The 21,959-nt window shown below is 61.4% G+C and carries 17 protein-coding genes; 7 read left to right on the top strand and 10 right to left on the bottom strand.

Features of this window, described 5'->3' with window-relative positions; genetic code table 11:
• Positions 1-2 precede the first annotated feature (2 nt).
• On the bottom strand, positions 3-431 hold the full coding sequence (gene tnpA, locus C3Y92_RS02520) for an IS200/IS605 family transposase (RefSeq protein WP_129349192.1): 429 nt from the start codon (positions 429-431) through the stop codon (positions 3-5).
• Between the two features lie 141 nt (positions 432-572).
• On the opposite strand from tnpA, the gene C3Y92_RS02515 reads away from it, so the two are divergent.
• A complete protein-coding gene (locus C3Y92_RS02515) occupies positions 573-1,049 on the top strand; it encodes a hypothetical protein (RefSeq protein WP_129349190.1) in 477 nt (158 codons plus the stop codon).
• Between the two features lie 34 nt (positions 1,050-1,083).
• Here C3Y92_RS02515 and C3Y92_RS02510 read toward each other — a convergent pair whose 3' ends face one another.
• Entirely contained in the window at positions 1,084-2,148 is a 1,065-nt protein-coding gene (locus C3Y92_RS02510) for a glycosyltransferase family 4 protein (protein ID WP_165352052.1), read from the bottom strand.
• A 46-nt stretch (positions 2,149-2,194) separates the two neighbouring features.
• On the opposite strand from C3Y92_RS02510, the gene C3Y92_RS02505 reads away from it, so the two are divergent.
• From C3Y92_RS02505 to C3Y92_RS02495, 3 genes are read left to right on the top strand one after another with little or no spacing between them, the layout of a single operon-like run.
• Positions 2,195-3,364, top strand: coding sequence for a glycosyltransferase (locus C3Y92_RS02505; RefSeq protein WP_165352051.1), 1,170 nt, complete (start codon positions 2,195-2,197; stop codon positions 3,362-3,364).
• Positions 3,358-4,155 (top strand): class I SAM-dependent methyltransferase, encoded by a 798-nt coding sequence (locus C3Y92_RS02500; protein ID WP_129349184.1) that lies wholly within the window; start codon positions 3,358-3,360, stop codon positions 4,153-4,155. The genes C3Y92_RS02505 and C3Y92_RS02500 overlap by 7 nt, the downstream gene beginning before the upstream one ends.
• Complete coding sequence (locus tag C3Y92_RS02495) at positions 4,152-5,153, top strand: GSCFA domain-containing protein (protein WP_129349182.1); 1,002 nt, start codon at positions 4,152-4,154, stop codon at positions 5,151-5,153. The genes C3Y92_RS02500 and C3Y92_RS02495 overlap by 4 nt, the downstream gene beginning before the upstream one ends.
• Here the strand turns inward: C3Y92_RS02495 and C3Y92_RS02490 are convergent.
• Positions 5,077-7,272, bottom strand: a complete 2,196-nt coding sequence (locus C3Y92_RS02490; RefSeq protein ID WP_129349180.1) for an alginate lyase family protein — start codon at positions 7,270-7,272, stop codon at positions 5,077-5,079. The genes C3Y92_RS02495 and C3Y92_RS02490 overlap by 77 nt on opposite strands.
• A gap of 156 nt (positions 7,273-7,428) precedes the next feature.
• Here C3Y92_RS02490 and C3Y92_RS02485 point away from each other — a divergent pair, with 156 nt between their 5' ends.
• Both C3Y92_RS02485 and C3Y92_RS02480 read left to right on the top strand, forming a co-directional pair.
• On the top strand, positions 7,429-8,016 hold the full coding sequence (locus C3Y92_RS02485; protein WP_165352050.1) for a histidine phosphatase family protein: 588 nt from the start codon (positions 7,429-7,431) through the stop codon (positions 8,014-8,016).
• A complete protein-coding gene (locus tag C3Y92_RS02480) occupies positions 8,013-9,416 on the top strand; it encodes a B12-binding domain-containing radical SAM protein (protein ID WP_165352049.1) in 1,404 nt (467 codons plus the stop codon). The genes C3Y92_RS02485 and C3Y92_RS02480 overlap by 4 nt, the downstream gene beginning before the upstream one ends.
• 66 nt (positions 9,417-9,482) lie before the next feature.
• On the opposite strand, the gene C3Y92_RS02475 is transcribed toward C3Y92_RS02480, so the two are convergent.
• The gene (locus C3Y92_RS02475; RefSeq protein WP_165352048.1) at positions 9,483-10,700 is read right to left on the bottom strand and encodes a glycosyltransferase; all 1,218 of its coding nucleotides are present in this window, start codon (positions 10,698-10,700) and stop codon (positions 9,483-9,485) included.
• Between the two features lie 99 nt (positions 10,701-10,799).
• Between C3Y92_RS02475 and C3Y92_RS02470 the strand changes: the two genes are divergently transcribed.
• Positions 10,800-13,478: a cyclic nucleotide-binding domain-containing protein gene (locus C3Y92_RS02470; RefSeq protein ID WP_165352047.1), complete on the top strand. Its 2,679-nt coding sequence runs from the start codon at positions 10,800-10,802 to the stop codon at positions 13,476-13,478.
• Between the two features lie 869 nt (positions 13,479-14,347).
• Here the strand turns inward: C3Y92_RS02470 and C3Y92_RS02465 are convergent.
• From C3Y92_RS02465 to C3Y92_RS02440, 6 genes are all read right to left on the bottom strand, one after another.
• The gene (locus tag C3Y92_RS02465; RefSeq protein WP_129349172.1) at positions 14,348-15,919 is read right to left on the bottom strand and encodes an MFS transporter; all 1,572 of its coding nucleotides are present in this window, start codon (positions 15,917-15,919) and stop codon (positions 14,348-14,350) included.
• A 247-nt stretch (positions 15,920-16,166) separates the two neighbouring features.
• Positions 16,167-18,344 carry an SF1B family DNA helicase RecD2 gene (recD2, locus tag C3Y92_RS02460; protein ID WP_129349170.1) on the bottom strand — a complete coding sequence of 726 codons (2,178 nt, stop codon included), beginning with the start codon at positions 18,342-18,344 and terminating at the stop codon, positions 16,167-16,169.
• A gap of 252 nt (positions 18,345-18,596) precedes the next feature.
• Positions 18,597-19,619, bottom strand: a complete 1,023-nt coding sequence (locus C3Y92_RS02455; protein ID WP_268932627.1) for a TerC family protein — start codon at positions 19,617-19,619, stop codon at positions 18,597-18,599.
• A gap of 94 nt (positions 19,620-19,713) precedes the next feature.
• A complete protein-coding gene (locus C3Y92_RS02450) occupies positions 19,714-20,199 on the bottom strand; it encodes a hypothetical protein (protein ID WP_129349168.1) in 486 nt (161 codons plus the stop codon).
• Between the two features lie 162 nt (positions 20,200-20,361).
• Positions 20,362-20,682 (bottom strand): hypothetical protein, encoded by a 321-nt coding sequence (locus C3Y92_RS02445; RefSeq protein ID WP_129349166.1) that lies wholly within the window; start codon positions 20,680-20,682, stop codon positions 20,362-20,364.
• Between the two features lie 77 nt (positions 20,683-20,759).
• Positions 20,760-21,785: a Tim44 domain-containing protein gene (locus tag C3Y92_RS02440; protein ID WP_129349164.1), complete on the bottom strand. Its 1,026-nt coding sequence runs from the start codon at positions 21,783-21,785 to the stop codon at positions 20,760-20,762.
• Between the last annotated feature and the right edge of the window lie 174 nt (positions 21,786-21,959).

Raw genomic sequence — 21,959 nt, 5'->3', positions numbered from 1 at the left:
CGCTACATCAATTTGAGCTGATCGAGTCTACGGTCTTCATGCTCTTGCTTTCTGATGTACTCACGAACAAGAGCCTCATCCAGGCCGACGGTTGAAACGAAGTAGCCTCGCGCCCAAAAGTTCTGTCCCACGAAGTTCCTTCGTCGCCCCATAAAACTTCTTGCTATGTGAATCGCACTTTTCCCTTTGACGAAACCAACAACAGAAGCGACTGCATATTTTGGAGGGATGGAGATGAGCATGTGCACGTGGTCAGGCATAAGGTGCCCCTCGACCACCCTACTCTCCTTCTGCCGGGCCAGTTCCCTCAAAACTTCACCCATATGCACGCGTAGTTGGCCATACAGAACCTTTTTGCGGCACTTTGGGATCCAAACCACGTGGTACTTGCAGTCCCATACCGAGTGGCTTAGGCTTTCGTAGTCGTTCACAGGAAGCCTCCGTCTGTTTGAACTTTGAGCGGTTCAAGCGATGGAGGCTTCCGATTCCCGGAACTGTCAAACTTTGTGAGTCCCCCGGCAGAGCCGGGGGTTTACTCGTTATTATTATATTGCTTTTACAAAGCGTCATACATGGCAACAAGAAAAATCATCGCCTGGGATTTTCTAAGCAAAGAGGGCAGACACGATGCCGCAGAAAGCTTGGCACTCCAGGATCATTACCTAGACAAAATTGCAGATATAATAGCTTCAGGAAAAAATATTTCACCAAAACTTATCGCAACTTCCCTAAGAAATCTGATCGAAACGAACATACCCACTGAAATATTAGAGTATGCAGCAGATTTACTTGAAGGGAAAAGACGACGAGGAAGACCCGTAACAGGGGCTAGCTTGAGTCATACTGAAGCAATTATCGGCTTCACTCAGTCTGACTTCGAAGAGCTAATCAGCCAAGGCTACAACGCAGCAGATGCAATGAGAAAAATGGCTCGCGATATGTTGCCAATGAATGACCCTTCTGAGGATGAAATAGACAAAATGGCCAACCGCATCTCGAAATGGGTTTACCCCCGAAAGCGAAAATCGCGAGGGAGGTTACCCAAATAGCAAGTGACGCTCGGAAGGAGAGAGAGGGGCACACTCACGAAGCTCCGACCGCCATTCGGCAAAAAGACAACAGTGCGACGGCCAATCCGTCCCAGGAATAACGAGAAGCAGTATCGGTCATGACCAAAGCGCGGTGAGCCTCGTAATCCGCCGCAAGAATTGCCCCGGCCTTAGCCGCCAGATCATGACCGTCGCCGTAGCGGAACACGGCTCCGAAGCCGTGTCGGCAAAAAATCCGGGAGTTGGTCAGGCGCGCCTCACCAAGCACCGGCAGCCCTCCACGCAGGTAGGCCACGACCTTGGAAAGGTCATTGTCAAAGACGTCCGGACCGGCGGCGAGGGCCAGCCCGATACGAGCATGGCGTACATAGTCCCATGTTGCCCGTTCCTCCATTTCGCCGTGGATCGCGACCAACGGCGACACCGGGATGGTCCGCCCACCGTAGAGATCAGTCTTGTTTCGGCCCACAAAGTGCACGACAGCCTGCTCCCGCAGGCGTTCAGCCGCCTCGGACAACATGGAGGCCATACGTCTGGATGCCAGGGAGCCGAGAAACAGCACCGGCGGAAGCTCAGGGGCAAAAGGGTTCGGTCCCAGCGGCGGCAGTGACGCAGGGCACCCCGTGGGGATCATAGCCACACGCTGTCTGTCGCCATAGCGTTGCCGCCAGCGCCGTACATTGAAGGCATTGTTGGTAACGACGCCCCAGGCCCGCTCCCGGGCGATGGATTGGGCAACCAACAGCCGTTCTCGAAAGGGCGCGTCCCGCTGCGGCAACGTCTCATCCACCACGCGCACGAACCGGCACACCAGGGGACCGTCGTAGCTGCCAAGCAATTCCAGGGAAAAATGGTAGCATGTTTTGAGGACATCAAAGCGTCCCGCCTCAGCCAAAACAGCCAAAGGCAGCACCGGGACCGGCCCCAACCGACCTCCTTCACGGGCAACCGGGGCTACAACGGCGACGTTCGCACCGAGGCGCGCCAGCCCCAGGGACAGGCCCCTCAAGCGCACCAAATCTATGCCTACGGGCGCAGCCAAGGGATTTTTGTGGAACAACAGCCCGATGCGCAAGTCGGAACGCGCTTTTCTGTCCATGCTGCCGATGATAGGATCAGCCTCAACCGGTATCAAGGACAATGCTATGCCGCCCAAAATCTGCCTCGTCACCCCTGAGTATCCGCCCTTGCGTTGGGGCGGCCTGGCCCGCACGGCCCTTCGGGTCTCTGAGCATCTGGCCGGGCTTGGCGCGACCGTGCATGTGTTCCACCACAGGACCGTGGACGGTCTGCCGCCTCTTTTGGACGAGAACCGCACGACCGAGTATCACGGTGACATCGTGGTGCACGAGGTCACCGTGGGTCGCGAAACGTTTCCACAGGGCCGTGCGCTGTGGGACTGCCCTCACACCCTGACCCTGCAAATGCTCTTCGAGAGCCTGGAAATGCTCCATCGGGAGGAAGGTTTCGACGCATTCCTGTCCTTTTTTCTCTATCCGACAGGCTTTGTCGCTGGGCTTTTGGCCAAGCGGGAAGGACGGCCCCATGTGGCCTGCGCCGTGGGCAACGACGTAAAAAAATACGTCTTTAGCCCGGAGAAGACGGCGGCCTGCCGCAGCGCCCTGGAAAACCCCGACCGGCTTGTCTTTCTGGCCGAGGATCTCCTGGCTCTGGCCGACGCCCTGGTCCCGATCCGCGACAAATCCCGCGTCATATATAACTCCGTGGTCCAAGGAGCGGCACGCTGGCCCGGCCCCCGAAAGCAAGGGCCATTTTCCGTGCGCGCGGCCGGCATTTTCAAGCATGCCAAGGGACTACCGTATCTCATCAAAGCCATTGCCGCGCTGCGCCGAACCGGGGAGATCGTTCTGGACCTCGCCGGCGAAACCCGGCCCGAGGAAATCCCCCTTCGCGACGCCCTCATCGACCGTTACGGACTGGCCGACGTGGTGCGGCCGCACGGCGTCGTGCCCCACGAAGCCATGCCCGAGTGGCTGGCTCAGGGCGACGTCTTTGTCCTGCCCTCAGTGTCCGAAGGCTGTCCCAATGTGCTTATGGAGGCCATGGCCGTTGGCCTGCCCTGCGTGGCCACCCGGGTGGGTGCGACAACGACACTTGTGGAGGATGGCGTGTCCGGCCTGCTGGTCGACTGGGGGGAAGCCGGACAACTGGAAACGGCCCTGGGCCGTTTGCGGGCCGACCCCGGACTGGCCGCCGCTCTTGGTGGTCAGGCGGCCCGGCGCATGGCCCTTTTTTCTCCCGAGCGTGAACGTCAGGAATGGGAGGCTGTCATGCGTGAGGTCGTCGTGTGGTAGCCCACAACCCTTGCGATCCCGGCCAGGGCTATCCGCCGCAACACTGGCTGCGCCAGCAGGACCCGGAAACGGTGCTGGCGGCCGGGGCCGCCCAACAGGCGCTGACCTACAGCCGGATCAAAAACGAACACCTGTTTGCGCTGCTGGGCGACCTCGCCGGCGCAAAGGTGCTCGATTTCGGCTGCGGTGCCGGTTTTTTCGCCGTGGAGGCGGCCAAACGGGGCGCGACCCTGGCCCTGGGCCTGGACGCACTGCCCGAGGCCGCAGCCGCCGCCACCCTGCTGGCCAGGCGTGGCGGCCTGGCCGAACGCACGGCGTTCGTCGCCGCCGACGAGCCCGCCCTTTCCCCTGACGCCCGGTTTTCCGCCATCTGCCTGCGCGACGTGCTCGAGCACGTCGCCGACGATCAGGGTCTGCTCGACGCTGTGGCCAGGCATCTGGCCCCGGGCGGCCGGCTGGTCCTGGCCACCCAGAACAGTTGGTCGCTCAATTTCGTGCTGGAAGGCGGCTGGCGGCGGCTGATTCTGGGGCAACGGGACTGGATGGGCTGGGACGCCACCCATCGGCGCTTTTATTCCCCGCGAAGCCTGGCCCGGCTGCTGCGCCGGGCGGGTCTGACGCCCTACGCCTGGCGCGGCGCGTATATCCTGCCCCACAAGCTGCCCCTGCCTCCGGGCTCGAGACGGGCCTTCCGGCGCATTGAGGCCCTCGCCGCCCTGGACCGCCCCCTGGGCCGCCTTTTTCCGTCGAACCGGCTCGGCTGGAGCCTCATGGTCGGAGCCAGGCGATGACCGCCAAGACCGGCCAATGCGACGTCCATCCCCTGCGCCGTTTCCATTCCTGGCAGGTCTGGCCCGGCTCCTACGACAACCCTCCGGCCGGCCGCTATCCCCTGGCCGCCGGTTCCCGGCCGGACATTGACGCGACAACGCCCATCGCCGGCATCGGCTCGTGCCTTATCCGGGAATTCAAGACCCGGCTGCTGGCCCGGGGCTGGAACTTCCTTCAGGAAGAGGCCGGCAACCCGGCCGCCAGACATGCCAGCGCCGCCTGGGAACGCCTGTACAACCTCTTCTCCGTGCGTCAGGTATTGGAATACGCCCTGACCGACGCCGTCCCACAGCCGCGCTGGTGGATATCCCCGCAAACCGGCATGATCCAGGACCCTTACCGACGCATTGTCCTGTACGACGACATGGAGGCGGCGGAAGCGGACTTCGCCCGGCATCGCCGCTGCGCCCGCCGGGTGCTGACCACGGCGAAAGCGTTGGTCCTCAGCCTTGATTACACCGAAATCTGGGAGGATACGGAAACCGGAGCGGTGCTGTGCCTGCCGTCCGGGCCGTATGTGATCGAGGGCGGCGACATGGGCCGCTACCGGCATCGGACCACGGGCGTGGCCGAGAACATCGCCGCTCTGAAGGGCGTGCTGGCCCTGCTGCGCGCCGCCAATCCAGACTGCCGGCTCGTGCTGGTCCTGTCGCCCATCCAGCAATGGGCCACCTTCCGGGAGGATGCCGACGTCTTTGCCGCCAGTTGCCACGCCAAGGCCGTGCTGCGTGTGGCGGCCGAGGAGTTTGCGGCCCGCCATGCCGGCGTTTTGTATTTCCCGGCCTACGAGCTGGCCATGCTCCAGCGCCCGGCCCGGGGGTTGCCGGTGTTTGCCGCCGGCCGGGAGAACTTCCACGTCTGCCAGGAAGCACTGGATGCGGTCATAGACGCGTTTTTCGCGTGGTGCGGCGGGGAGGCGACCGGCGCAGGGTCCAGGGATCTGCCGCAAGAAGGCTGATGGTCCCGTCGAGATGGATAACGCGCAGCCCCTCCTGGTCCAGACGGGCCTCTCCAGCCGGCAGGAGCGCCCACCACAGACAGCACGGCCCGTCGGGCCGGCAGACATATTCCAGATGGGGGGCGACAACGTCCCGACCGGCCCAGGAAACCCAGCCGCCCGTCGGCCCCGGCCGCCCCTGACGCAGGCGGGCTGAAACGCCTATCCCGCCCAAAAACGGCACAAAGCGGAACCCCTCTCCCCGGGCGATCAGACTGCGCCGCCCCAGCCGCAACCAGCCCGGGGCGAACTGCCAATGGACCCGCACCTCCCCGGCAACGACTCCCGAAAGCACGTCGCGCACCACCACGATTCCCGTTTCCAACAGACAGACGTCACGGCGATGGACCAGCCCCTCGCCCCGGCGCGCGGCCGAGGCCACGAGCAGACCCTCCGCTTGGGCAAGCGACAGCCCTTCTGCCCGTCCCAGGGAGACGTCGGTCAGTAGACAGGAATGGGCCGCCGCCAAACGACAGGCTTCTGTCCTTGGCGATGGCGCGTAGCGGCTGATGCCGGGATCGACCAGCACGGGGCGGCCGGCCAGACAGGCCTCCACGGCCATGTCGTCTTCGTGGGCATGGGCAGGCGGCCTGGGGCCGGCCTTGAGCAGGGCGAAATCCCTCCCCCGGCGCAACACGGCGAAGCCGGCGTCGGGAAGCAAAACCGGCCCGACCGGGACGCGCGCCGCCGTCCCCCCCGGCAGTTCCCGCCCCAGGCCCAGCAAAGGCCTGGCATCCCGGTCGACGCTGCCCGAATCATTGAGGGACGGCAGACTCCGGTCTGGCCGGGCCAGGGCTGCCAGGACACCCAACCAGCGCACGATGTCCCGGTCCGAAAAGCCGGGAAAGCGATGCCCGGCTTCCCGGGTGGCCAGCCAGACCTCCAAGCAGGCCTGAAGGCAAATGCCGTGATACAGCGGCGAGCGTTCCCCATGGACGCCGTCGTCCAGAAACTGGCTCCCGGCCTCGCACCCCAGACGGGCAAGCCCCTCCTCCACCCAGGCGTCGGCCTCGCAAAAATCCGGAAAGGCCAGCCCGGCCAGGGCCAGGGCCGCCGCCTCCACCAGCCGCCAGTTGCCCGGATGGCCCCGATGGTCGCGCAGGTGCCGGGCCTGCTCCCAGACCGAGCGCAGGATCAGGCTTTTCGCCGCCGGGGCAAAGGCCGGCCGGTTCCAGACCGCAGCCAGGGCGTAAATCCATTCCCGCAGCCGCCAGGCCACGGACAGGGTCTCGAAGGACGGCCCGGCCCCTCCGTCCGAGTCCAGGGGCACGGGATGGCGCACAATCCAGTCAGACAGGATGGCCCCAACCTGGCCGGAACGGTCCCCCCCAGCCTGCAGGAGCGGGCGTAGAAAATGATGGCGGTGCAGGAAATGCCGCCATTCCAGTTCGCCTTGCGGATCGGCCTCCCAGTCCGGCGGCAGGCCGGGGGCCTGCCCCATTATCTGGCCGCGCCCCACCGCCCCTGGCCTTTCCAGCGGGTAAGGGAACACCGGGGGCGGGACGGCGAGAATGGCCGGAGAAACGGCGTAGGCCGGAAACGCCCGACAGCTCAGGGCCTCGGCCACAGGCCGGTCAAGCACCTGGACCAAACCAGCCTCGGTCAGCCTGGGTCCAACCACGCCGTTGCGCCTGACGGCCTCCAGTCCAATAACGGCGGCGGCCAGCACAGGCGGTCCGTCCTGGCCGCGTTCCCGTCGAAAGACCGCCTTGATGGCCGTGACCCGACGCCATCCCCCGATCTGGCCATACGAGCCAAAGCCGCTCCAGGGAAAGAAAATGCGCCTGGGTTCGTCGGGCAGCAACTGCTCCCGCCCGCCGGTGACCGAAAATGGCTGGCCCTCCCCGGCATGAACTAGGCGCAAGCCCACCGCGAGCGGCTGCTTGGTGCGGTTGACGGCCGTGAGCGCCAGCCCGTCCCAGGCCGACAAGTCGCATTCATGGTGGGCCAGCGGCAGGGCAAGACACAGTGGATGCACTCCGGCGGCCTCAAGGGGCAAGATCTGGAGCGACACCAGCGTGTCCGTGGCGAAAAACCGGTCTCCCCGGAACAATTCGGGCGGCAGTTCGGGGTTGTGCATGGCAACCAGGGCTCCCTGCCCGGTACGCTTCAGACTGCCGACAGTCGCGGATTGACCTGCCGGCGCAGCCTGCCTAGAAAGAGGCTCGGTTTTTGGCGGCAACGCCGCCGACGGCGATCAACCGGCCGGCAGCGCCCGGGCCGGCAGGCGGGAACCATGATCCTGTACCTTTTGCGCCACGCGGCGACCCAGGCCAACCGCGACGGGCTCGTCCTCGGGTCCTCGGACCCGCCGGCCCTGCCAGACGCCCTGGCCGCCCTGGCGACGGCCTGCCGTCCCCTGGCCGGGCGGGGCATCCGCCGCATCTTTGCCTCCCCCCTGCGCCGGGCAACGGCCTCGGCGGCCGTCCTGGCCCGGGAGGTCGGCGCTCCCTGGGAAATCCTCCCGGGGTTGGCCGAACTGTCCGCCGGCATCTTCGAGGGCCGCCCCAGACACGACGTCTGCCCCCCGGACCGGCCGCTGCGCCGGGACTGGACCGACCGCCCGGCCGGCGGCGAATCCCTGGCCGACGCCGAGGCGCGCGTGGAACAGGCGCTCACGGCCATACGTCCGTCCCTGGACCGGGGACCGGCGGCCGTGGTCGGCCACGCCGTGGTCAACCGAGTGCTGCTGCAGCTTCTTTACGGCTGGCCGCGTCGGGAACTGCTGGCGTTCACCCAGCCTCACGGAGTCGTGGCCGAGATTGCCGCAACGGGCGTGGTCTGGCTCGATCCCGCGCCCCCAGGGCCGGGAGGACGGCCGTGAGACCGCTTCGCCTGCTCCTCGTCGAACCTCCCTTCTACTGTCTGTACAAAAACGGCTACGGGCTGTGCAAGGCACCCCTGGGGCTGGCCTCACTGGCCGCCTACGCCCTGGCCCACGCCGACGTGGACGTGCTGCTCCACAACGCCGATTTCCACCCCGCCCCGGAACCCTTCGCCATCCCTTACCTAGCCGGACCGGGCTACGCCGCCTACCGCCAGGCGCTTGTCGCCAAGGATCACCCGGCCTTTTCAGCGGTGGACCAGACCGTGGCCGCCTTTGCCCCGGACGTGGTCGGCATCACGGTGCGCACCCCGCTTCTAGCTTCGGCCCGCATCGTCGCCGACCGGGTCCGACGCCTCGCACCCGAGGCCGTCATCCTGGCCGGGGGGCCGCATCCCAGCATCGCAGGCGAGGGGTTCCTCGCCCACCCCGAATTCGACGCGGCCGTCATCGGCGAAGGCGAGGCCACCCTGGCCGCCTGCCTCAACGGTCTGTCCCAGGGGTGTTTGCCGGCAGACGTGCCGGGGCTGGCGACGCGTCGCGACGGGGCGACGGCGCGCGCCGCCATCAGGCCTCCCTTGGTGGACCTAGACGCCCTGCCTTTTCCCGGCAGCCTCGCCCCCGGGCGCTGGGTCCGGGGCGAGATCTATCCAGCCAGGGCCTTTGGCCACGTGTTCACCTCGCGGGGTTGTCCGCGCCGCTGCGCCTATTGTTCCTCGGCCGGGGTCTGGGGGTACCGGGTGCGCTGCCGCAGCATCCCCAACATCTTGGAAGAACTGTCCCTGCTCGCCGGCCGGGGCGTCAGCCACGTCCATTTCGACGACGACACCTTCGGCCCGACGCCGGACCGAATTATCACCCTGTGCCGGGAATTGGAAAAAGCCCGACTGGGCCTTACGTTCGGCTGCGAAACCCATGTGTCGCTTATAAACGGGCGCACCGTCGCGGCCCTGGCCGGGGCAGGCTTTTCCACCGTCCAGTTGGGCCTGGAAAGCGGCGACGACGCCATGCTGTCCCGGGTGGGCAAGGGATTCACCGTGGCCCAGGCCCGGCTGGCGGCGACGCGCGTCAAGGACGCCGGCCTGCGTCTGGAAGCGTTTTTCATGGTCGGCTTTCCCGACGAAACCGAGGAAAGCCTCGCCGCCACGCGCCGTCTCATGGAGACCCTGCCCTGCGACAAGCGTATCTACAGCATCTTCACGCCCTATCCCGGGACGCGGCTCTACGCCCGGTGTCTGGAGCAAGGGACCATCGGCCCGGATTTCGATCCCTCCCGGCACAACCACCAAAGCCCGGAAAACGCCTTCTGCCCGGCCATCGCCCCGGAGCGGTTCCGCCGGCTGGCCGGAGAGATTGAGGCGCTGTGCGCGGTAAACAATGCCGCCACCCGCCCGGCCTGAAACTGCCCTGGCAAGGCTGCCGGAACACCCGGACAGGCAAGAAGTCGCTCCGGCCAAGAAAAACGGTCAGGGTTCTCTTGCCAGACGCCGCAGATCGGCCACGATGCGCCGCCCCACTGCGAAACGGTCGAACCGAACTGTCGCCGACCGGACCGGCCGCGCCAGCAGGTCGATCAGCATCGCAGCTGGATCGCCGTCCAGGCAGGCCTGCTCCGTCAGAACCACCGCCTGCCGTCCAGACAGGATGCCGGCCCGTCGCTCCTGCTCCCGACTGGGATGGCTCTCCGGGATGACCAGGGCCGGCTTGCCGGTCACCAGCAGTTCGTTGACCGTGTTGTAGCCCGCCCGGCAGACCACCACAGCGGCGGCGGCCATGATCTCCTCCAGACAGGGGATAAACGGCGTGAACCTGACACGGGCCGCGCACGGCAGGGCCTTGATGGCGGCGACCTGTTCCGGCGGCAGGTAAGGGTCCAGCACGACCAAAGTTTCGCCGGCCAGGGCGGCGGGCACACGATCCAGGGCCGCCAACAGGCGGGCGTGCAGTTCCAGGATGCGGCCATGGCGGCCCAGGCTTAACAGCAGCAGCGGCCGGCCCAGGCACAGTTCGGCGACGCGCTTGTCGCCGTTGAGTTCCTCGGCGTTGCGTGCGGCGATGCGGCCAAGATAGTTGATCCTGGGCTCCAGTGCCGCCACGTCGCCGAAAAACTCCCGGTTGACGTCCGCCACGGCCCTTTCCTCCAGCACGTAAAAGGCGTCATACAGTCCGGTGACCGCCGCCTCTGGCGGCAGTCCGGGATAGCTGGCGGCCGGAGCCAGGAGCATGGGCGCGCCGCAGTGGATGCCCCGGGACAAATGGACCAGGACATGGCCGTCCGGGGTCAGACGCCGGGCCCTGGCCAAAAGGGGGGCAGCCTCTCCCCGCAGACCGGCCAGGGCGTGTTCGACCATGACCACGTCCGGGGCAAAGGCGTCGAGACACTCCCTGATGAGCCGCCCGCGCCAGGCAAAGACGGCGTCACGGTCCAGAGTGTGCAGATAACGCGGCCGAAACGGCTGGCCGGGCCCGTCGAGATCGTGGCGCACTCCGGGCAGTTTGATAGTCTCGATGCCCTCGCCAAGAAAGATCGACGGAGCTGAGCCGCCGCTTAACACGAGGAAGTCCGTCGAGGGCAGCAGGGCACGCATGCCGTCAATGACGGCCATGACGCGCACGGCATGGCCAAGACCGATGGAATTGTGCGTGTAGACAAGCACGCGGCGCAAGTCCGTGACCTGGGACATTATCGCTCCGACTGCATTGCAAAAAGACCCCTCTTGCGGCATCCTGCCACAAGAATATGGAATAGTTTCAGCGCCAAACGGCTTGGCCCAGGGCGAACCATGCGCAGGTTTCTCGAAAAACGTCTCGGCGTATACCCCACGGAGAGCGCATCGTTTCTTAAAGCGGCTGGCCTCTTTCTGTCCGTTTTCTTTTTTTTCGCCATCTTTCGCAATTACGTCGACGCCTCGTTCCTCAAGCGATACGGGCCGGACAGCCTGCCGCTCATGCTGTGCGCCAGCGGAGCCCTAGCCATTGGCCTGTTTTCCTTCTGCCGTCGCCTAAGCCTGCGGTTCTCGGACAGGACACTGCTAGGCATTTTTTTTCTCCTCGCCGGTCTGCTGCAAGTCCTGTTCTATGTCCTGGCCCAACGCGGCCTGGAGCTGGTCTACCCGCTGCTTTACCAGTTGCTCTCCCTCATGGACGCCTTTCTGCTCGTCTATTTGTGGAATCTCATGCAGTATATCTTCGACGCGCGCCAGGGGAAACGGCTTTTTCGCCTGCTTATGGCGGCCCAGGTGCTCGGCAGTACCCTTGGCAGCCTGGTCTGCTCGCCGCTGACCGACATGCTTGGAATCGACGCGTTGCTGCTCGTGGCCGCTGCGGCCAACGGCGCTCTGGCCCTGGTCATGGCCCTGCCCGGACACGGTGCGGCGTCGCGTGGGGCGCTTTCCAACCGAGCCGAGAAAGGCGACGCCCGTTTCGCGTTAGTCGAAGTGGCCGCGGCCCTCGGGCGCTATCCCATCTTTCGCTTTCTGTGCGTCTGCGCCATCTTGCCCAACCTCATCCTGCCGATTCTCACCTACCAATTCGGCACGGTAACCGCCGCCGCCTTTGCCGATGAACAAGCTCTCCTGGGCTTTCTCGGCTGGTTCCGGGCTGGTCTTACTGGCTGCGTCTTTTTGTGCATCACGGTTTTCGGGCGCGGCTACGACGCGGTGTCCATCCGGGCCATCGCCCTGGCCGCGCCGCTCAACTACGCCGTCGCCTTCGGGGCCATGGCCGCTTTTTTCAGCCTTCCGGCAGCGGCCTATGCCCAGTTTTCCAGCATCTTTCTGCAACGCTCGGCTCTTGGCCCCCTGACCAAACAACTCTTCAGCCTCTTGCCCCGGGACATCGCCGCCTGGAGCCAAGTCTTTATCCGAGGCTCCCTCACCCAAAGCGCCAGCATGTTCGGGGCGCTCCTGCTGCTCGCCCTCAAGCAGGAGATTTCCCCTCGGGGCTTGTCGTATCTGGCGTTAGCCCTGGCCCTGGCCTGGATCAACGAGACTTTCCGGTTCCGCAGGCGTTACCACGCCGGCCTGCGCCAAGTTATTGCCCAGGACAGTCTCGATTTCGACCGCTTCGTCAACGTCGCCTCCGGGCAGACCGAAACGGCCTCCCCCCATGGTCCGTCCATGGAACCCCAAGATTATCCCGAGGAAATGCTGGCTCGGCTGGCCGAACTGGACCTGCCGGAGCTTGATCCGGACACGGCCCAAGGCCTTCTGGAATCGCCGGATGCGGCGACGCGGGCCGAGGCGGCGGCCTCCTTCGCACTGAGCCGGGATATGCTGGCCGTGGGCCGTTTGACGGAACTTCTGGATGATGTGGAGGCCGTGCGTCGGGCCGCCGTAGACACCTTGGCGCGCTATGGCCCGGACATCTCGCCGATCCTCGAGCAGGCCCTCCTGGCCACTGCCTCGCAACGAGCCCAGGAGGGCTTGCTGGAGGCCATGCGCCTGGGGCACATGGGACAAGCGGACATGACGCCGTTTGTCTGCCGGCGATTGCAGGAAGCGTATGAAGCCATTATCGCCGCGCGGGCCCTCGAAGCCATCCCCCAGGCGATGACAGCTGAACTGCTGCGGATGGCCCTTCGCGAAAAACGCCGCGAGCAGCTCTACCTGGCCTTTATGGCCCTGTGGGTGGTCCAGCCGGACATGCGCCTGGTCTTTGCATCCCTTGGCGCAGGCAAATCCGACGCTGCCGCCGAATATCTCGAAAATGTCCTGGATCCGGTGTTGGCCGACCGTCTGGTTCCCCTCGTGGATACCCTGCCCGAAGAGGAAGTCATCCAGCGGGGAAGACGCGCCCTGCCACTGATGCGCGGGCAGTCGCCGGAGCGCGTCCTCCATGCGCTCAGCGCATCCGATGATCCCTGTCTCCGGCTACTGGCCTTCTGCGTCATCGGCGAGCACGCCGCCAACCCGGCCTTTCTGTCGACGACTTCAGCCGGGCTCGCCTGCGCCGATGCTGACGTGCGCCAAGCCGCATTGTATGCCCGGCAACGCATAACCGCCAAGGAGGCGTCCATGCCGCCTGTCATCATGCTCATGCAAACCCTCGGCCGCTATCCGATTTTCAGTGGTCTGGGGCTCAAGGAACTCCGTGCTGTTGCCTCGATCTCCGAACACACGGTCTTTTCCGCCGGGACGGTCATTGCCAAGGCCGGGGAAACCTTCGCGGGCATCCATCTTGTGACCAGCGGCGTCATCGTTGCACACGACGCCGCTGGCCAGAAGCGGACAGAAATCGCTTCTGGCGGAATGTTCGGAGTGTTGGACGTTTTTTTGGACCTCCCCGGTTCGCTGGACTATCTGGCGCAAAGCGATGTGGAAGTCTATGTGATCAACGCCGCCGTTTTTTTAGAAATCATGAAGTTACACCCCCTGATAGGCGTCAATTTGTGTCGGTATTTTTCTGAGAGGTTATACGCACTGGACACAGAGTCACTCGACAGAGCACATAATCAATTGTAATTACTTCAACGCCTTAACAAGAAAAACAAACAACTACCCGAAAAGGCGAAAAACTCGTGATCGCCTTAATCCCGATTAAGGCGACCATGCGGTAATCCTCAAAATCCGCTCTACCATGGCTAACTCCCCCGCTGCACCCCACCGCAGCGAGTACCCCAAGGAGGACTAGCCATGCAGACCCCCAATCTCCTCGACGCACGCCAAGCTGCCCAGTTCCTGGGCCTTAGCGTGCGCACCCTCCAAGCCCGACGTTTCCAGTCAAAGCAGCCCCCATTTTTCAGATCGGCAAGGTCGATCCGCTTGGCCCTCAGAGGAGCAGATGGCGCAGCTGTTCCCCGCGCTCGCGGGGATGATCCGGCCGACGCACACGGTCCGCCCCTTGCCCGATGGAATCCTTCCAAGGTGAGAATGCGACTATCTCCTGAAAGAGGCCCGCCAGTTCTTCACAACAACGCCGCGTCGGAATATTTCCCGCTATTTTCCGGCTTCATTATCGAACGTTTAAACAACCCTCGTCAAGCTCGGCCAATCCAGGTGAAGGCCGGTGCCAGGGTCCAGGCTCTATGAGCAATGTTCATCATGGCTTCCAAGCAAGTAGAGGGCTCGGGCAGAGCTCACCGCTGTCCAGCACCACGATCATTCGCTCCCAGATGCGAATGTTGTCGTCGATGAATTGTTGGCCAAATACGGCAGCCACATCCCGTCCCACCCGCCCTCCTTCTCGAACCGCGAATCGTGACGTTGGAGAATATCCGCGAGGCCTATTCTAAAGATCCGGTCTTGTTGCATGTCGTAGGCGACCAAATCAAACGCGGAGCAGCAACCCCAGTCCGTCCGGACAAGGGCAATCAGCGCCCCTTGGCGGCAACTCACTCCTGATCCTGAACTGAGCCAGCAAGTGGATTTTCCTCTGGGCACCTGCGGCGGCCGATGATCAGCAGAGCCATGATCGCCCCAACCAGGGCAATGCTTCCAAGCACCGTCATGCTCATGGCGATTGTTGAGGCTTGCGCTGAAACCATGGCGTTTTCCACCATTGCGGCTGAATTGGAGGGAAGCGACTTGAGGATGGCTGCGGCGGCTGCATCATTCCCGTCTTTGATGGCTTGCGCATATTCCAGGCCCTGCTGGAGATACGGCTTTCCAGCCAACACTGCCCCCACCTTGGCCAAGCAGTGAGACCCCATGATCGATGTGACCAGGGCGGCACCTAGCGCGGCCGGTACGTTGAATGTCATCTGAAGAAGACCCGAGCCCATGCCTGCCTGTTCGGGCTTGAGTGTACGCATCCCGGCCGCATTGCAGGCTGGCAAGGCGATTCCGACGCCTGCTCCCATCAGCGCCAAGGGGATGATGAGTTCGCCCAGGGTTGTCTCCGGACAGAAGGTGCCCATCCAGAACAACGCGACGGCCTGCATGGCCAGTGCAGCCACAATGGGAATTCCCGGTCCGATGTGGTCAATAAGGCGACCTGCGGGCGGTTCAAGCACCATGCAAGCTCCGGTCGTGATGACGATGACCCAACTGGCCATCACTGGGGAATAACCAAGAACTTCGATGAAAAACAGTGATCCCACGACGGTCAGCATCGGGATATAGACGAAACCAACGGCGCTTTCGGCAAAAAAAGCGCCGGAAAAAAGACGCTCACGCCACAGGGAAAAATCGATGAGGGGACAATCGGTGCGGGTCTCGACAACGCCGAACAAGGCGAGCAGCACAACGCCGACCGCCAGAGTCCCCCAGGTGTTAGGAGTACCCCAGCCGTTGCTGGCGTTTTGCAATCCATAGGTAACCAAGGTGATGCCAAGGCCGCCGAGGACGAGACCGATGATGTCATAGCGGCCGGAAGACAGTACGCTGCAATAGTTCCTTGTAGCCGCCAGAGTGACGAGGATGACTGCGGTAGTCAGTGGCACGGCGAGCCAGAAGACCCAGCGCCAACTCAGCAGGTCGAGCATGTAGCCCGCGAATATCGGACCGACCAGCAGTCCGAACCCGTGTGCAAATCCCCATACGCCGACAGCGAATCCACATCGGGAAGCGGAAAATGCGTTTACCACGATGGACAGGGTGGCCGGTGCTGAAATACCGATGCCGATGCCTTGCACAGTGCGCCCGGACACCATGAGCAAGCCGCTCGTGGCCACGGCGGACAGGATAAGGCCGCCGCCGAAAACCATATAGCCGATCACAATCATGCGGACTTCGCCTACGAGGTCGCCGAGGCGACCGCCAGCGATCAGCGCCGTGCCGAAGGCAAGGCTGTATGAAGTGATCGTCCAGGCCTGCATCGACAGGGACAGGTCGAGATCGTCTTTGATTGTAGGCAAGGCGGGACCAATCACCGTGCTGAACATCTGGGCGATGAGCGCGCCAAAGCCCATGGCTGCCAGAATCCCCCAGGCGCTGGCGTTGGCCCTGCTATTCGTTTCACTCATTGGCAGTTCCCTTCATCATAAAAAAGAACTATTTTATTGAATTCCTCTCTCATTGTGACAGCACATCGATTATCATAAAGCAAAAGCAGTGTCTCAACGCCATTGTAACTCTTCGCCATGGATCAAGTATTTCCTTGCCAACCATGTAGGACTTATAGATAGGCGCGTGTCGGCGGCCGCCCTATGGCGCGAAAAACAGACCTGCAACAAATTAAATTTTTACAACGATCCACACTAGGCCAATCATTCAGTTTAACCTACTAGCTAAATATGTATGGCGAGAAATCGTCTTGTTGTTTCTGACAGCAATTCCTAGAGCTTTCTTAGTACCCACGATGACAACGAGCTTCTTCCCACGAGTAACCCCAGTATACAGCAAATTTCGTTGAAGCATCACATAGTGCTGAATTAGGACAGGGATCACAATCGCTGGGTACTCCGAACCTTGGGACTTATGGATCGAAACGCCGTACGCCAGAACAAGCTCATCAAGTCCAGAGAAATCGTACACGATAGACCTGCCGTCAATGTCGACGGTGAGTTCCTGCTCTTCCTCATCAATCCCAATGATTCTGCCAAGATCCCCGTTGAAAACCTCCCGATCATAGTCATTTTTGATCTGCATGACCTTGTCCCCGACCCGATAAGTGCGCCCGCCACGAACCACCTCCGCGCCATTGGGATTCAAAGCGGCCTGGAGTGCCAAATTCAAGTTGGTTGTCCCAACAACCCCTCGGTTCATCGGCGTCAGCACCTGGACCTGATTGATGGGGTCGAGCCCAAACCGCGTCGGGATTCGCTCTCGAACCAGTTGGATGATCCTCTGCAAAGCCCTTTCCGGCTCTTCTTCCTCGACAAAGTAAAAGTCGTCAGCTTCTTTCCTAGGCCGGGTGTCAGGCATCACGCCCTTGTTGATCCTGTGAGCGTTGACAATGATGGAGGACTCCTGAGCCTGCCGGAAAATTTCGTTCAACTCCACGACCGGGATGGCTCCAGAGGCGATCACGTCCTTGAGCACATTTCCCGCCCCTACCGAGGGCAACTGGTCCACGTCGCCAACCAAAATGAGAGTGGCCGGCCTTGGAATCGCCTTGAGCAGGTGGTGCATTAGGATCAGGTCAATCATGGACGCCTCGTCCACGACAATCAACTCGCAATCGAGCGGATGATCCTCGTTCTTCTGGAACCCGCCTTTCTGCATGGAATACTCAAGCAGCCTGTGGAGCGTTTTCGCTTCATGCCCTGTGGCCTCCGACATACGCTTCGCCGCCCGGCCAGTCGGGGCGGCCAACAAGATATGATGGGTGATCGCTGAGAAGATTTTCAGGATGGCTCGGATAATTGTCGTTTTGCCCGTCCCCGGTCCGCCAGTAATGACCAGGACCTTGCTCGTGGCGGCGGCCTTGACCGCTTCCACCTGCTTTGCGGCCAGGGTCATGGACAGCTTTTCCTGGACCCACTCTACGGCCTTCTCATCGTCAATGGCACGGACACCCTTGGCAGCGGTCTGTAGAGCTTTTAGCCTGGCCGCCACCTGCTTCTCGGAAAGGTTGAACTTGGCAAGGTAGACAGCCTCTACCGGGCCACTAGGCTGGTCCAGCGTTTCGACGACGATCTTCTGCTCCCTTGCAAGCCGGCCAAGGGCATCCATCAAAACTCCTGGCTCCACTTCCAGAATCTCGATGGCCTTTTCGATCAAGGGGTCTTGGGGATAAAAGACATGCCCTTCATCCGAAAGCTGGTGAAGGACATACAGGATGCCGGCCTCGGCCCGTAATGGCGAATTATTATCGAAGCCGAGCTTCTGCGCGATTTTGTCTGCGGTGACGAAGCCGATGCCGAAAATGTCGTGAGCCAGTCGGTAAGGATTATCCTGAACCACGGCAATGGATTCGTTTTTGTACTGCTTGTAGATTTTCGTCGCGTATCCGGAACTGACCCCGTGGGTCTGGAGGAACAGCATGACAGACCGAATTTCTTTCTGCTCTTCCCAGGCCTGGCCAATCATCCCAACACGTTTGGAGCCGATGCCCGGCACCTCGATAAGCTTCTGGATGTCTGCTTCAATGACGTCCAGGGTGGCCTCTCCGAACAGCTTGACGATGCGCTTGGCCATAACCGGGCCGATGCCCTTGATGAGACCAGATCCGAGGTACTTCTCAATTCCGTGGACGGAGGCAGGGGTAGTCGTCTTATAATATGCAAGTTTGAACTGCTCGCCGAACTTGGGGTGATTGGACCACTCCCCCTTCATCTTGATGATCTCACCCGGAGTGGGGCACAAAATATTGCCTACGACGGTCACGAGTTCACGACGGCCATACACCTTGACCTTAGCAATGGTGTAGCCACTCTCTTCGCTGGTAAAAGTGACCCTCTCTATTTGGCCACTCAGATCAGAAAATTCTTTACGCGTTTCACTCATCAGCCTTTACCTGGTTGCAAGCGGCTGCTACAGCATCAGTCTGCACCGGGGTGGTTCGCCTCCTCTATTTTTTGGTACGTCTCGAGGCAAGCCCAATGAGACCCGCGGAGCGCGGATGCTTCGGACGTAAACAGGGTGTTCTTTCCGGGTGTTCCGTGGCCCCCTTGGTTAAGCGTTTCTCGGATAGATTGCGTTATTCACCTTGTGTTGGCGTTTCCATGCTTTCCGGCAACAACTCGCAGCATGGGGCGGTCAGAACTCCCCGGCCCCTTTCTTCTCGCGGGACGAGGGTTCGGCTTTGGGTGGGCTGCCCGGTACCCACCAGCGGGCTGCCTCGTTCAGTTGCTCCTTGGTTGGCTCGGCGCGTGTCTTGAACATCGAAAAGACCATGGACGCGGCGATGATCCCGGATGTAATCAGCAGCGCCATCTCGGTGGGCACGATCTTCTCACCAAACCATGCGTTGACGATCATCTTTCCGCCTACGACCACGAGCACAAGCGACAGGCCGTACTTGAGATAGTGAAAGCGGTGGATGATGCCCACCAGGGCGAAGTAAAGCGCCCTAAGGCCTAGGATGGCGAATACGTTTGACGTGTAAACGATGAATGGGTCGGTGGTGATGGCGAAGATAGCCGGTATGGAATCCAGGGCGAAGACCACGTCGGTGAATTCGATGAGCACTAGAACGATGAGAAGAGGCGTGATGTAGAGTGCGCCATCGCGCCGGACAATGAATTTACTGCCTTCAAAGCCCTCTGTCACCCTGAAGTGGCGGCGCATGAACCGATTGATGCGGTTTTCGTCTAGGTTGGGCTCCTGTCCCACCGTGACCAGCATCTTGATTCCCGTGAACACGAGGAATGCTCCGAAGACGTAAATGATCCAGTGAAAACTCTCGATGATCGCCGCACCGGCCAGGATGAGCGAGGCACGCATGACGAGCGCTCCCAAGATGCCCCAAAAAAGGACCTTGTGCTGGCAGTCGCGGGGTACGGAAAAGTGCAGGAAGACAAGGACGAACACGAAGATATTGTCAATGGAAAGGCTTTTCTCGATGAGGTAGCCCGTTATATACTCGGCTCCAGCCTGCGGGCCGAGAAAATGATAAACTCCAGCACCGAAGGCCAGGGCCAGCACAACATAGCCCAGACTAAGCAGCAGGGCCTCGCGTACGCCGATCTCGCGCCCCTTGCGGTGGAGAACCCCAAGGTCAAGGGCTAAAAGAACCAGGACCAGCAGGTTGAAGCCAATCCACATCCACGCGGCTTCCAATTGTTGCCTCCTGTTTATTTACGAGCAGCTTGTTTGTGTAATTATAGCGTTTGCTCCGCAGAGTCACGCCTTGGCGGACCAATAGAAGCAATTTTTAGAGCTTTTTATTTTGCATACCCACCTCTCCAAACAAACTGCCCAACTGCTCGCGGACGAACAACAAAACATATTCCATTGCCGCATCAAACATCATCCGTGCTTCATACATGTACACACTGTTCCTGCTTGGAAATCCATCCAGACTGTCTCCCTCGCGAAGGGCAACGCCTGTTGACCACACATTGTAAATCATCAACTTACCTCCGGACAAGTAGCATATGGAATTCTTTTCAATATTTCCAGTGTGCTCATTTTCTATGCAAATAACAAGCTCCTTGAGTCCAGCTCTTCCATCTTCTGCAATACGAGCTATTCCAATCATCTTGTTGCCAACATAAACACCCTCTGGCACGCTCGTCAGTTTTTCGTTGAAAACAACAACAAACTTGGTGCATTCCTTGCTTTGCGCAGCCCTTGCAAAAAACAAATCACCAAGCATTGCCATCATCACAAACAGACCAACATAACGAAGAGCGTTCATCAAGCCTCTCCATGTGACTACACACAAGCCACAAAATTACAATTACCGGATAAAGCCTTCAGTGCCCCTTGGAGGCCAATTGGCGAAGACTTGTGGTCAACGACACGATAAAACCGGATAGCCAAGACAGGCAGGACCGCTATTTCCGATCCTGCCTGGCGGTCATAAAAGTCTGGCCACACCCTCCAAACGTCCGATGCGCTCCTTCAGCGACGGATGCGTGTTGAAGAGCGAGTCGAATCTGGAGGCGCTGAAAGGGTTGACGATGAAGAGGTGGACCGGGGCGTCATGCGGGGCCACTCCCTGTGCATTGTACATGGACAGGACGATTCTATCCGAAAACCAGTAGCTGCCCACATTCATTGCCAAAACAAGCGCTATCGCAATAAAGAGGCCCTCCTTGCCGCCCACCATCTGCTCTATGAGGAGTATCAGGCCGGTGAGCAGGCCGAGCAGAAGAACAGTCTTGAATCGACTGGTCATGGTCTCTTTTCTTGATCCCAGTGGTTAGGTTCGCCATCCGCCCAGGGCCAACGTTGGCTTCGGCCGGATGGCGGGGTTTACATGGCAAGTTGCTGGATGCCCTCAAGGGTCCATTCGGAATTGGGAGCTGACTCATCCCTGCGGATGTGCCAGACTTCGCGCACCTGCGTAGAACGGGAATCGGTCTGGTCCTCGCGAAGCAGTACATCATACAGAACCGATATCACGGTCTGTGTTCCCTGCGTGCCAGCCTCTACCACCCGAGCTTCGACCATGAGGATGTCGGTCTTGCCGGGCGTCGGGTCTTCCTTTGCCTGCCTGGATATCTCGGCAAACACCTCGGGACTGGTGAAGCCACGGATGTCTTCCAGGTCGCGTCGGTCCCAGGATGCCTGGAGCCTGACATACAGGGCCTTTGCCCCAGCCAGGAATTCGACCTCGTCAAGACCGGCGGGCATGACGGGGGGCGCGACATCCGCCGTGCCGATCGCTCCACCAGGCGTCGAGCGCACGGAGGCCCAGCCGTCGGTTCTCCCTTCTGTGTCATGGCCGCCTGCCGGAGCGTGGGCGTAGGCAAACCTGTCTCCCCCCGCAGGCGCGGCCTGCACCATCTGGGCCTCCTGCCCAGACTGGGCAGCCCTCCGTGAACGGATGAACCTGAAGATCATGAATCCGGCAACGCCGAGCAGGAGGATCTCCAGAATGCCGAAGCCTCCGCCGGCACCGCCGAACAGGAGCGAACCGAGCATGCCGCCAATCAGCAGGCCGCCAAACATGCCTCCGAGCCCGCCGAACTTGGACATGAATCCTCCAGGTGCGGCCTGTTGGTTGGGCGTGGCCTGGCGTTGCATGTTCGTGTTCGGGGGCGTCGGCTTGTCATAGCTCTTGGAGTAGGAATCCTTGCTGCCAAACGAGCTGCCCCCGCCCATCCTTTTGGCCTCGGCAAGATCGATCGACATGAGGAGAACGGCGAGCACGACGAGAGGGGCGCAAAGCCAGGGCATCATGCCCGTAGGAGGACGGGCGTCAAGAACGACGGCTGTCTTGCGTAAGCCGGAAACGTTCAACACAGGAAGTGGAGAAAAAAACAGACTTTTTCGCATGAAACCTCCGGGTTGCCAGGTTTGGCCGGAGGTCCTAAAAAAAAACCTCCAGCATGATTTCTCATGCTGAAGGTCTCGCTCATCGGTTGGGACCGACGGCAAGGCCAAGCGCCGGGTTATCGACGCCAGTACTGTTGACCTTGCCCGGAAGAGCTACTCCCCTTCAGATATTTT

This window comes from Solidesulfovibrio carbinolicus (assembly GCF_004135975.1).
GTDB lineage: Bacteria > Desulfobacterota > Desulfovibrionia > Desulfovibrionales > Desulfovibrionaceae > Solidesulfovibrio > Solidesulfovibrio carbinolicus.
Note: the sequence above shows the minus strand (reverse complement) of the source record. Positions and strands in the feature narration are given on the sequence as shown.